11 protein-coding genes are annotated in these 11,616 nt (G+C 58.5%); 10 read left to right on the forward strand and 1 reads right to left on the reverse strand.

Annotation, left to right across the window (positions count from 1 at the left end; all coding sequences use genetic code 11):
• The first annotated feature begins 38 nt into the window (after nt 1-38).
• The 5 genes from yidC (at nt 39) to L1069_RS19900 (ending at nt 5,240) form a co-directional block, all read left to right on the forward strand.
• A complete protein-coding gene (yidC, locus tag L1069_RS19880; protein ID WP_237456815.1) occupies nt 39-1,841 on the forward strand; it encodes a membrane protein insertase YidC in 1,803 nt (600 codons plus the stop codon).
• Nucleotides 1,841-2,593, forward strand: a complete 753-nt coding sequence (locus L1069_RS19885; RefSeq protein WP_237456816.1) for an MOSC N-terminal beta barrel domain-containing protein — start codon at nt 1,841-1,843, stop codon at nt 2,591-2,593. The genes yidC and L1069_RS19885 overlap by 1 nt, the downstream gene beginning before the upstream one ends.
• Nucleotides 2,593-3,240 carry a ribosome biogenesis GTP-binding protein YihA/YsxC gene (gene yihA, locus L1069_RS19890; RefSeq protein WP_211038370.1) on the forward strand — a complete coding sequence of 216 codons (648 nt, stop codon included), beginning with the start codon at nt 2,593-2,595 and terminating at the stop codon, nt 3,238-3,240. Before L1069_RS19885 ends, yihA begins: the two co-directional genes overlap by 1 nt.
• Nucleotides 3,241-3,244: 4 nt before the next feature.
• Nucleotides 3,245-3,610 (forward strand): DUF2946 family protein, encoded by a 366-nt coding sequence (locus L1069_RS19895; RefSeq protein ID WP_134828810.1) that lies wholly within the window; start codon nt 3,245-3,247, stop codon nt 3,608-3,610.
• Between the two features lie 232 nt (nt 3,611-3,842).
• Nucleotides 3,843-5,240 carry a PepSY domain-containing protein gene (locus tag L1069_RS19900; protein ID WP_237456817.1) on the forward strand — a complete coding sequence of 466 codons (1,398 nt, stop codon included), beginning with the start codon at nt 3,843-3,845 and terminating at the stop codon, nt 5,238-5,240.
• 42 nt (nt 5,241-5,282) lie between these two features.
• Here the strand turns inward: L1069_RS19900 and L1069_RS19905 are convergent, their stop codons facing one another.
• Nucleotides 5,283-6,011: an SDR family oxidoreductase gene (locus L1069_RS19905; RefSeq protein ID WP_129372188.1), complete on the reverse strand. Its 729-nt coding sequence runs from the start codon at nt 6,009-6,011 to the stop codon at nt 5,283-5,285.
• A 158-nt stretch (nt 6,012-6,169) separates the two neighbouring features.
• Between L1069_RS19905 and argB the strand changes: the two genes are divergently transcribed.
• From argB to L1069_RS19930, 5 genes are all read left to right on the forward strand, one after another.
• Entirely contained in the window at nt 6,170-7,030 is an 861-nt protein-coding gene (gene argB / locus L1069_RS19910) for an acetylglutamate kinase (RefSeq protein WP_129372189.1), read from the forward strand.
• Nucleotides 7,031-7,330: 300 nt separating this feature from the next.
• The gene (locus tag L1069_RS19915; RefSeq protein WP_237456818.1) at nt 7,331-7,870 is read left to right on the forward strand and encodes a hypothetical protein; all 540 of its coding nucleotides are present in this window, start codon (nt 7,331-7,333) and stop codon (nt 7,868-7,870) included.
• Nucleotides 7,871-8,078: 208 nt separating this feature from the next.
• Nucleotides 8,079-9,044, forward strand: coding sequence for an IS1595 family transposase (locus tag L1069_RS19920; RefSeq protein WP_237456819.1), 966 nt, complete (start codon nt 8,079-8,081; stop codon nt 9,042-9,044).
• Nucleotides 9,045-9,427: 383 nt separating this feature from the next.
• Nucleotides 9,428-10,537 carry a three-Cys-motif partner protein TcmP gene (locus L1069_RS19925; protein ID WP_237456820.1) on the forward strand — a complete coding sequence of 370 codons (1,110 nt, stop codon included), beginning with the start codon at nt 9,428-9,430 and terminating at the stop codon, nt 10,535-10,537.
• Between the two features lie 8 nt (nt 10,538-10,545).
• Nucleotides 10,546-11,298, forward strand: coding sequence for a phage Gp37/Gp68 family protein (locus tag L1069_RS19930; RefSeq protein ID WP_237456821.1), 753 nt, complete (start codon nt 10,546-10,548; stop codon nt 11,296-11,298).
• Nucleotides 11,299-11,616 lie beyond the last annotated feature (318 nt).

Raw genomic sequence — 11,616 nt, forward strand, 5'->3', positions numbered from 1 at the left:
CCCCACGTGTCCTTCCCTACACGAGGTGGCAGTCCCCAATGGACGATCAGAACAAAAATCTTATTCTCGCAACCGTACTCAGCTTTCTGGTGATCCTGGGGTGGTACACCTTTTTCCCGCCGCCAGAGCCGGAACAAGCGCCTGAAACCGCGGTCAGCGAATCCGCGCCCGCAGGCGATACCGCCCTGGCCCCCAGCGCCTCCGCAGACGCGGTGGCAGAGACCGCCGCGGAAGAGGCCGAAGCCCCCGATGCGCCGCGCGTTGCCATCGACACCGCGCGCCTGGCCGGCAGCATCTCGCTGCAGGGCGGCCGGATCGACGATCTGTCGCTGAAGGACTACCGCGAGAAGCTGGACGAGGGGTCTCCGATCGTCAAACTGCTGAAGCCCGTGGGCGACGCAGGTGCTTATTACGCGCTCTACGGCTGGGCGCCGGGTGCGGGCCTGTCGCTGGACGATGTGCCGGGTGCCAACACCATCTGGACCGCGCCGGCAGACGCCGCCCTGACCACCGACAGCCCCGTCACCCTGACCTGGGACAACGGCAAGGGCCTGACCTTCTCCCGCACCATCGCGGTGGATGAGGATTACATGTTCTCGGTCACCCAGTCGGTGGCCAATGCCTCCGGCGGCAGCGTCGCCCTGGCGCCCTACGGCACCCTGGCCCGCCATGGCCAGCCTGCGGACCTGAAGAACTTCTTCATCCTGCACGAAGGCCTGGTTGGAATGTCCGACGCCGAACTGGCCGAAACCGACTATGACGACATGGCCGACTTTGAGCCCGACCCGCGCGACGGCTCCCGGGCCGAGGTCAAACAGGTCGCAGAGAACGGCTGGATCGGTTTTACCGATCACTACTGGATGTCGACCCTGATCCCCGAACCAGGCCAGGCCTTCCGCTCAATCGCGAAATTCGACGAACGCCGCGAGATCTATCAGACCGACATCGTGCTGCCGACCATCACCGTGGCAGAGGGCCAGTCCTCTGAAGTTACCACCCAGCTGTTTGCCGGCGCCAAGGAATGGGAAGCCATCCGCGGCTATGAAAAGGGAGGCATCCAAGGCTTCCTGGATGTCATCGACTGGGGCTGGTTTTTCTTCCTGACCAAGCCGATGTTCTGGCTCTTGCACAATCTGAACGTGCTGATCGGCAACATGGGCTGGGCTATCATCGGCCTGACCGTGGTGATCAAGATCCTGGTGTTCCCGCTGGCCTATAAATCTTATGCCTCGATGGCCAAGATGAAAGAGCTTCAGCCGGAAATGGAGAAGCTTAAGGAGCGCACCGGCGACGACCGCCAGAAGATGCAAAAGGAGATGATGGAGCTTTACAAGCGGGAAAAAGTGAACCCCGCCGCGGGCTGCCTGCCGATCCTGATCCAGATCCCGATCTTCTTCTCGCTCTACAAGGTGATCTTCGTCACCCTGGAACTGCGCCACGCGCCCTTCTTCGGTCCCTTCCAGGACCTCAGCGCGCCGGATCCGACCTCGATCATGAACCTCTTTGGCCTGCTGCCCTTTGCCTCCCCGGCACCGGAAAGCATCATGGCGCTGGTCTTTATCGGCATCCTGCCGATCCTGCTCGGCATCTCGATGTGGCTGCAGCAGAAACTGAACCCGGCGCCCACCGACCCGACCCAGCAGATGATCTTTGCCTGGATGCCCTGGGTGTTCATGTTCATGCTCGGCGGCTTTGCCTCCGGCCTGGTGGTCTACTGGATTGCCAACAACACGATCACCTTCAGCCAGCAGTACCTGATCATGCGCAGCCACGGCTACAAGCCGGACGTGTTCGGCAACATCAAGTCGGGCTTCAAGAAGAAGCCGAAGGCTGACAGCTGATGACGCACCAAGTTACGGACATCTGGCGCCACCCGCTCAAATCCCACGGGCGTGAAGCGCTGGAAAATGTAACCCTGACCGCCGGGCAAACCATGCCCGGCGATCGCGTTTGGGCGGTGGCGCATGAAGTCTCCAAGGCGGACGGTTCCGAATGGGCGCCCTGCCAGAACTTCACCCGCGGCTCCAAGGCGCCCGGGCTGATGGCCATCAATGCCCGCCTGGACGATGCCAGCGGCCAGCTGACGCTGACTCACCCGCAGCGGCCTGACCTGACATTCGACCCGGAAAATCCTGCGGACCTGCAACGTTTCCTTGATTGGGAGAAGCCGCTGACCCCGGCGGACCGTGCCGCCTCTGCCCGGATCATCCGGGTGCCGGGCCGCGGCATGACCGATACCCCTTTCCCCTCGGTTACCCTGTGCAACCGGGCCTCTCACCGGGCTGTGGAACAGGCCATCGGTCATGACTTGTCGCCCAAGCGCTGGCGCGGCAACATCTGGTTCGATCTGGATGAGGCCTGGACCGAAAACGACTGGCTGGGCCGCGAAGTGCAGATCGGCGAGGCTGTTTTTGCGGTGCGTGAACGGGCGGTGCGCTGCCTGGCAACCACCGCCAATCCCGAAACCGGCGAACGCGACGCCGATACGCTCAAGACCCTGAAAGACAACTGGGGCCACCAGGATTTCTCTGTTTACGCCGAAGTGGTGCGCAGCGGTGAGATCCGTCTTGGCGACGCGGTAAAGGTGCTGTGATGCAAATGCAATTCTCCCTGGCCGAGGCGCCGGATGACATCTCTGCCGAAAAAGGCCGCAAGCTGTTTGCGGGCGAGACCGAGTTCCTGAAAGGCGTGGTTGCGATGAACGGCCTGCCCGATGCCGACCGGCTGGAGGTCTGCTTTGCCGGCCGTTCCAACGTCGGCAAGTCGAGCCTGATCAACGCGCTGACCGGAACCAAGGGCATCGCGCGGGCCTCCAATACTCCGGGCCGCACGCAAGAAATCAACTTCTTCACTCAAGGCCCCGAGCTGTATCTGGTCGACCTGCCCGGCTATGGCTATGCCAACGCGCCGCTGAAAGTGGTGGAGCAGTGGCAGAAGCTCTTGAAACGCTACCTGTCAGGCCGCCAGAATCTGCGCCGCGCTTTTGTGCTGATTGACAGCCGCCACGGGATCAAGGCGGTGGACGCCGAGATCATGAAGCTGCTGGACAGCTCTGCCGTTACCTTCCAATGCGTCATGACCAAGGCCGACAAGGTCAAGGAAACGGACCGCGCCAAGGTGCTGGAGCAGGTGAAGGACGCCTTGTCCAAACACCCCGCCGCTTACCCTGAGATCGTCCTGACCTCGTCCGAGAAGGGCGACGGCATCGCCACTCTGCGCTCGATCATCGCCGGGCTGTAACCGCATGCTGCGCTGCTTGTCCTCCTTTCTGGTTGTGATCGCCCTGGCCGTTGCCGGGCTGATCCCGGCCGGCTGGATGCCAAGCACCGCACAGGACGGCAAGGTGCTGCTGGTGATCTGCACCACCGATGGCGTGCAGGAGGCCTGGGTCGATCCGGGTGATGATGGTTCACATGATCCTGCTGAACCAATGGACGACCGCAGCTGCCCCTTCTCCGGGTTTACCACGGCGGCTTTGCTGCCGGACGGCACGCTGCACCTCAGCCTTGATGCACCGCTGGCCGACCGCTGGTCACGCGAGGTGTTCACTCATCACAGCGCCGGTTTCCACTGGCGCTACGACGCCCGCGGCCCGCCCGCCGCGGCCTAGGGTCAGCCCCCTTTCATCCAGCCACCGGCACTGGCTGAGCGCACAGGTCCCCCCTGCCCGCCGCCTGACAGCCGCGCCGCCTGTCTGCTTTGCTGCATTGGATCAACGCCCGGCCCGTTCTCCCGTGCAGCAATGTCTGGACCTGGCCGGATCAATGGGTCCTGACCCTTTCATCCCCCCCCAATATACCTGCCGGCACATCTGTGCCCGGCGCCCTGACATGGAGAGTCCCATGGCGACCAGCCAACCGCAATCCGCGGGCCAATCGCGCCCGCTGTCCGAGAAATTCTACTTCGCCGCCTGGCGCTGGCACTTCTACGCCGGCCTGTTTGTGGTGCCGTTCCTGATCATGCTGGCTGTCACTGGCCTGATGATGATGTTCATCACCCAGTTCGACGGCCGCGACGGCGAGACCATCACCGTTACCCAGGGCACGGCTGAACTCAGCATCGCTGATCAATCCGCCGCCGTGCTGGCCGCCCAGCCCGGCACCATTGCCGAATGGATCGGCCCCAAGGCGCCGGATCTGGCCGCCGTTTTCCGCGTCAAAACCGAGGCTGGCCAGCGTCTGGTGGCACTGAACCAGTACACTGGCGAAGTGATCGAGACATGGGACCGCCGCGCAGGCTGGTATGATCTGGCCGACAACGTCCATTCGACCCTGTTGATCGGCGACACCGGCGACCGGCTGATCGAGATCGCCGCGGGCCTTGGCATCGTGCTGGTGCTCACCGGGCTGTACCTGTGGTGGCCGCGCGGCAATGCCGCCAGTGCCTTTGTCCCTAATTTCCGCGCCAAGGGCCGCGCCCTGTGGAAGAACCTGCACGCGGTCACCGGCTTCTGGATGTCAGCGCTGCTGGTCATCTTCCTGATCTCCGGCCTGTCGTGGACCGGCATCTGGGGCGGCCAGATGATGCAGGCCTGGAGCACCTTTCCGGCAGCCAAATGGGACAACGTGCCCCTTTCCGACGACATCCACGCCAGCATGAACCACGGCGCCACCAATGATGTGCCCTGGGCGCTGGAGCAGACCCCGATGCCTGCTTCCGGCTCTGAGGCCGGGATTACCGGCATTTCCGAAGGCCAGCCTGTAGACGCAGGCAACATTATCGCCCTAGGCCGCGCTTTGGGGATGGAGGGCCGCTTCCGCTTGGCCTATCCCGGCGGCGGAAATGGCGTCTGGACCATCAACCGCGACAGCATGAGCGGCGACGGCGACGATCCTTTCATCGACCGCACCATTCATATTGACCAGTACAGCGGCAAGGTTCTCGCTGACGTGAAATACGAGGACTACTCGCTCGCGGGCAAGGCAATGGCCGTCAGCATCCCCTTCCACATGGGGCTGATGGGCACCTGGAGCTTCGTGCTGAACGTGGTGTTCTGCCTGGCAGTGATTTTTGTCTGCGTCTCCGGCCTGGTAATGTGGATGAAACGCCGCCCCGCAGGTGCCAGCCGCCTGGCCGCACCGCCGGAACCGGCAGAGATGCCGTTCTGGAAGGGGGCTGCGCTGATTGCCGTGCTGGTCTCGCTGGCCTTCCCGCTGACCGGCCTGCTGCTGCTGGCGGTGCTGGCGATTGACGTGCTGCTGCTGGGCAACCTGCCGGTGCTGAAACGCGCGGTAAGCTGACAGAGCGCCGCCCGGCCTTAAGGCCGGGCGGTGTGCCCGCAATCAAACGTGCTGCGCGCCGTTCACCTCAATCTCGGCGCCGGAGATGTAGGAACTCCCTTCCGAGCACAGGAAATAGATCGCCGAGGCCACCTCCTCGGGCTGGCCCAGCCGCTGCATCGGCAGCTTCTCGACAATCTTGTCGGTGCCTGGCGACAGGATCGCGGTTTCCACCTCGCCCGGTGCAATGGCATTGACCCGCACCCCCAAGGGGCCGAAGTCATGCGCCATCTCCCGCGTCAGCGCCGCCAGTGCCGCCTTGGAGGTGGCATAGGCGGCCCCGGCAAAGGGGTGCACCCGGCTGCCCGCAATAGAGGTCACATTGACGACGGACCCTTTGGCGGCTGCCAGTTCCTCCTTCAACCCCCGCGCCAGCACAACCGAGCTGAAGAAATTCACGTGAAATACTTTGCCCCAATCCATCAGATCAGTATCCAGCGTGCTGAGCCGCTCGCCGTCCGGCCCTTTCGGCGAGATCCCGGCATTGTTGACCAGCGCGTCCAAGCGGCCGTCCAGCAGGTCCTGGATCTGGCCCACCGCGTTGATCGTGTCCGACGGGTCTGACAGGTCCAATTGCACATGGTTTTCCTGGCCGCCGCCCCAAGGGCATTCCGCCGGGAACGGATGCCGCGAGCAGGTGATAACCCGCCAGCCTTCGCGGTTGAAGCGGCGCACCGTCGCATGGCCGATACCGCGGCTGGCGCCGGTCAATAGCAAGGTCTTCTGACGCATCTGTTGATCCTCACAGGAGATTTCCAGGCTGAGCCTACCACCGGCACAGGCAACCGCAATGGCCTCCCGCCTGCGGCGGCGCCCGGCGTGCCGCACGCAACGCTTGGCAGCGGCCCCGGAACCGCCTAAACCCTTCTGTCAAAGGAATGATGACAGCGATGAAGACACAAAACATGAACCGCGACTGGATTGCCACTGCCGAGACCCTCTCAAGCGCCCTGCCCTATCTGCAGCGCTATGACGGGGCCATTGTTGTCATCAAGCTGGGCGGTCACGCCATGGGCAGCGACGAGGCGATGGAGACCTTTGCCCGCGATATCGTGCTGATGCGCCAAGTGGGGGTGAACCCTGTGATCGTCCACGGCGGCGGACCGATGATCAATGCGATGCTGGAAAAGCTGCAGATCCAGTCTGAGTTCGTCAACGGCAAGCGGGTCACCGATGCCGCCACCATGGAGGTGGTGGAGATGGTTTTGTCCGGCGTCGTCAACAAGCGTATCGTGCAGGCGATCAACCGGCAGGGCGGCCGTGCCGTTGGCTTGTCGGGCAAGGACGCCAATCTGATAACCTGCGATCAGGCCGACCCGGATCTGGGCTTTGTCGGCGCGCCGTCCGAATTGGACCCCAAGGTGCTGTACGGTCTGTTTGAAAAAGACATGATCCCGGTGATCGCCCCGATCGGTGCGGGCCGGGAAGGCGAGACCTTCAACATCAATGGCGACACCGCTGCCGGGGCCATCGCCAAGGCGCTGCAGGCTGACCGGCTGCTGCTGCTGACCGATGTGGCGGGCGTCAAAAACGGCGACGGCGAGGTGGTCACCGAGCTGAAGGCCGCGGATGTCGACGCAATGACCGCCAGCGGCGTGATTGCCGGCGGGATGATCCCCAAGACCGAAACCGCGCTGGATGCGGTGCGCAACGGCGTGCGCGCCTGCACCATCGTCGACGGGCGGGTTCAGAATTCGGTGCTGCTGGAGCTATTCACCGATCACGGCGCCGGCTCGATGATCCGCGCCTGACGCAGGTGGAAGGAGGGTATGAGGGGCGCTGCCCCTCTTGGCCCTTGGGCCAATTCACCCTGGGGTATTTTCGGTATTAGGTAGCAAACGCACCACTCAGATTTCAGGTGTGTTGACCGAGATTTCTGTGATCCTGCGTAGCACAAGTAGCCTTAAAGAGCACATGTCCGCCTCAATTTCAGTGGAATGTGAATTAGGATAACATATTGTTTTTAAATGATATTCATCACCCTCAATCTTGCCGAGGAGTTGATCGATACAGGCATTGAGGTTACCATTCGAACTAAGAGGAGGTTCGAAATGGATGATCTTCGATTGATCGCGCGCAGACGGGAAGAGCTCGTATCTCTAAAAGACGAGTTACGAGAGGATATTGCCCGATGTGAAGAAATCATCCACGTCCATGACGCCGAGTTATCCAAACTTGAACTAGTAGAAACAGTTCTTTTGGACCTTCGGGGTGCAAGGCCTGCGAAGAAGCAACCGCGTATCCCAATTGCTTCGCAAGACTCTAAACAGTCGAAAACGGTGGTACCAAGAAAACGCTCGGTCGCCAGCTTGATTATTGAGGTGCTCGAACGGGAAGGGTGCGCGATGAGGCCGGTCGAAATAGACCGCTTCGTACGGAAGCTTGTTGAGTATCCAATGCACAAAAAACATGTTGGCAAGGAATGCTGTCGGCTCTTTGACCAAGGCAGGTTGATCAAGGACGAGTTTACGAAGGAGTACAGCTTGCCACCAAATTGGGACGACAACCGAAATCCGACTTCCACGTCGTCGTCCCAACTTTCTGACATCCCAGCGAAAGGCCGTGAAGCCGTGCCGGGAGGTGAAGCATAACCTGCTGACGCAAGCAATGCATGGATGGGGGCGGTCCATCTGGTGATGGCGGGCCACGTTGCAATGTCCCCGGTGGGGTTCAATTCCCCCCGCCTCCTCAGTGTTTCAACGATACTAGGTCGGCTCTGACCGGTCAACGTTTCCGGTTTCGGAGGCGAAGGCACCTGCTTGCGTAAGCTTCAACACAAATCCTGATGGTGAGGTACACATGCAAAATTTCCTATTATCGCCAGAAGCCCGCGACCTGCCCCCAATCGAAGTTGCCACTATGAGCGAAGCGCAGGCCTATGATATGTTTTGCAAAATTCGTTGGGCCAGAACCAACGGTAAGCCGATCTGCCCACGGTGTTCGAGCCGGGAATACTATCCGCTGACGCGAAGGCGGAAGTTCAAATGCAAGCACTGCCATCACCAATTTAGCGTTACAAGCGGTTCTTTATTTGCCGGTCGCAAGCTCGCATTTAGGGTTCTCCTGTATGCAATCTCTCTGTTCGTCGGCGCGGGAAAAGGTTATTCAGCGATCCAACTTTCCCACGGAATTGGCGTCCAATACAAAACAGCCTTCGTGCTGCTGCACAAAATCCGGGAGGCTTTATCTGATTTTCAAAGCTCAGTTGAAGAGCTTGTGGATGAGGTCGAAGTCGATGGAGCATATTTCGGTGGATACGTAAAGCCGAAGAACGAGCGAAAGCGTCGTTTAGACCGAAGGCGCAAGCAATACACCTCTGGCAAAAGGCTGGTGGTCGCTGTCGCTAGAGAACGGAGCGGTCGCACTTTCGCGACGGTGGCCAAACGCGAAGCAGATGCTGTGCTTTCAATTATGAGCAAAGTTCATGGTGATGCCACTGTCTTTGCAGATGAAGCGGCGGCTTGGGACGATTTTCACATCTGGTTCCTTACCTATCGGATCAACCATGCTGTGTCTTATGCCGACGACGGGACTTCAACAAACCAAGCCGAGTCATTCTTTTCGAGAATTCGAAGAGCGGAGATTGGTATCTACCATCACATCGCCGGAGCGTACCTTTCAGCGTACGCTGGAGAGCTTGCATGGCGAGAGGATAACCGAAGAGTTGGAAGTCGATCCCGGTTGGAATTTGCGCTAAGCCTCGCCCTTTTGCACCCAGTGAGCCGAACTTGGAAAGGCTACTGGCAGAGGCGATCCGCAGTGTAGCTGAGTTGTTCCTGGGCCGCGTTAGCGGCATTGCCCTCACGGGCTGCTGGTCGATCTGACGGTAAGGCTCTTGTGAACATACAAGAGATGCGGAACCTCAAGCCCAACGACACGTACGAAATAGACAGCATTCAAATGGTTCTTGTCCGATCAACGCTTTGCTGCCTGACTGACCTAGAAGAAGTCGCCGATGACAGTATCGATTTTGCGCTCTTCAAGCGAATGTTGTTCAACTCATACTGCGGTACAGCATTCAAGCCAAAGGCAGCGACCAAGAAGTGCAACATTTCAGGACTTGCACTGTGTTCGCTTTTTGTTCACATTGTCTGTGCGGCATTTGTCTCTACCATCGCGGGAAACTATCAGCCTTTAACGGTAGGCAAATGGGCAAGCATTTTTTTGAAGAGCGTCGTGACCAGTCTCAAGTCAAGGCACGAATTGTACAGAAGTACTTCGATGCGTGGTCGAACATCGTAGTGGGAGCGACAAAAAGATTCGGAGGGGGTAAAATCGCCTACATTGACCTATATGCTGGGCCGGGCAGGTACAAGGATGGCGCGGCCTCAACTCCATTGCTGGTCATCGAGAAAGCGATTCAGAACGACCGCATCAGGGACAGCTTCATTGCGTACCTGAATGACATGGACAAAGATAAATCTCAGACCTTGGCGAAAGAGATTGCCAAGCTTCCCGGTGTCGAAACACTGAAAAATCAGCCGGTTATCGGCAATGATGAAATTGGTCAGGACGCTGAGAAGTACTTCTCCGAGACCGCCATCATCCCTTCTTTCACTTTCTTTGATCCCTTCGGGTACAAAGGGCTATCACTCAAGCTTGTGAACGGAGTTATTAAAGACTGGGGATGTGACTGTGTTTTCTTCTTTAACTACAACCGGATCAACGCGGGCCTGACCAACCCCCTTGTGAAAAGCCATATGGATGCGCTGTTCGGTGAAGAACGCGCCGATGCCTTGCGCCTGAAAGTTTCGGGTGCCAATCCGGCAATGCGGCAAGAGATGGTACTCGAAGAACTGTCTCAAGCTCTGAAGGAGATGGGGGGAAAGTTTGTACTTCCCTTCCGCTTCAAAAACGAAAATGGGAAGCTCACGCACCACCTTGTGTTCGTCTCCAAGAGCTTTAAGGGCTATAAAGTTATGAAAGACATCATGGCGAAGGAAAGCTCTTCCTCTGAGCAGGGCGTGGCTTCCTTCGCCTACTCGCCCGCAGATGAAACAATGCCTTTGCTTTATGGTCTGTCCCAGCCATTGGAGGAATTGGAGGCGGACTTGTCGACAAGCTATCGAGGGGAGAAGATTCTTTTCGACAAGCTCTTTGAGGAACACAGTGTCGACCGCCCCTTCCTTGAGCGGCACTACAAAGACGTACTTATGAAGCTGGAGGACAGCGGCAAAATTCAGGTCATTGACCCGAAGAAGAAGAAGCGGCGCAAAGGGACGCTCGCCAACCGGCTCATCGTTCACTTCCCAAGTTAGGAAAACTCATGGCTACTAACTCTCGCATCGAATGGACAGAAGCGACATGGAATCCTGTGGCGGGATGCAGCATCATCTCGCCCGGCTGTACCAATTGTTACGCCATGAGGATGGCTGAGAGACTAGAGTTGATGGGACAACCCAAATACACTGGGCTGACACGTCGGTCAGGTGGGCGACCTAAGTGGAACGGGCATGTTCATATCGATCAAGCTTCACTGAATACCCCCTACCAGTGGAAGCAAGGGAAAATGATCTTTGTGAACTCCATGTCCGACTTGTTCCAAGATGGTGTGCCGTTGGATTTCGTTGAGCAAGTATTTAATGTCATGGCGGACTGTTCTCACCATGTGTTTCAAATCCTGACCAAGCGTTCCTCCAACCTCTTAAAGTGGTCAAGCCAACTTGTTTGGCCGGAGAATGTTTGGATGGGAGTAAGTGTTGAAAACGCTGAGTATAAGTACCGCATCCAAAACTTGAGAAAGACGGGCGCGAAGACCAAGTTCATCAGCTTTGAACCTCTACTAGGTGATGTGGGAGATTTGGATCTGAGCAATATTGATTGGGCTATCGCAGGTGGAGAGAGTGGCCCAAGCGCTCGGTTTATGGACCCTGATTGGGTTCGTTCAATTCGGGACCAATGCGTCAGTTCCGAAGTCGCCTTCCATTTCAAGCAGTGGGGCGGTGTCAACAAGAAACGTACTGGGCGCATCTTGGATGGCCGGACATGGGACGAGTTCCCAGATAAAAAGGCAGCATAGCGGACGGAAGAGTTTCCAGCCTTTTCCCCTAACCTTAGGAAACGAAACAATTCTGCCCAAATGTGTGGCCATTATAAGGTAGTGGCCCGCTCTGGAAACGTTGGCATGCATCCTATTCATGCTACCAGCCAATGTGCCATACCCAGCACTTTTTAAAGGGCCAAAAATGCAACTCCTCACAACTAAGAACGTTTATGATGTCGAAAATGATGAGAGCCACCCGGACTTTCTCAAGCTGGTACAGGCGCCGCCCGAGGGGGTAGTGATCCATGATGGTAATGCGGGCTTGGGTGCCGATTGGCCTGCGGGCGTTTGGAC

This window comes from Leisingera sp. MMG026, assembly GCF_021654205.1.
Taxonomy (GTDB): Bacteria; Pseudomonadota; Alphaproteobacteria; order Rhodobacterales; family Rhodobacteraceae; genus Leisingera.

Bases quoted from the DNA above. Each gene is read 5' to 3' on its own strand.
- yidC (WP_237456815.1), top strand. From the start codon at position 39: ATGGACGATCAGAACAAAAATCTTATTCTCGCAACCGTACTCAGCTTT.
- L1069_RS19885 (WP_237456816.1), top strand. From the start codon at position 1,841: ATGACGCACCAAGTTACGGACATCTGGCGCCACCCGCTCAAATCCCAC.
- yihA (WP_211038370.1), top strand. From the start codon at position 2,593: ATGCAAATGCAATTCTCCCTGGCCGAGGCGCCGGATGACATCTCTGCC.
- L1069_RS19895 (WP_134828810.1), top strand. From the start codon at position 3,245: ATGCTGCGCTGCTTGTCCTCCTTTCTGGTTGTGATCGCCCTGGCCGTT.
- L1069_RS19900 (WP_237456817.1), top strand. From the start codon at position 3,843: ATGGCGACCAGCCAACCGCAATCCGCGGGCCAATCGCGCCCGCTGTCC.
- L1069_RS19905 (WP_129372188.1), bottom strand. From the start codon at position 6,011: ATGCGTCAGAAGACCTTGCTATTGACCGGCGCCAGCCGCGGTATCGGC.
- argB (WP_129372189.1), top strand. From the start codon at position 6,170: ATGAAGACACAAAACATGAACCGCGACTGGATTGCCACTGCCGAGACC.
- L1069_RS19915 (WP_237456818.1), top strand. From the start codon at position 7,331: ATGGATGATCTTCGATTGATCGCGCGCAGACGGGAAGAGCTCGTATCT.
- L1069_RS19920 (WP_237456819.1), top strand. From the start codon at position 8,079: ATGCAAAATTTCCTATTATCGCCAGAAGCCCGCGACCTGCCCCCAATC.
- L1069_RS19925 (WP_237456820.1), top strand. From the start codon at position 9,428: ATGGGCAAGCATTTTTTTGAAGAGCGTCGTGACCAGTCTCAAGTCAAG.
- L1069_RS19930 (WP_237456821.1), top strand. From the start codon at position 10,546: ATGGCTACTAACTCTCGCATCGAATGGACAGAAGCGACATGGAATCCT.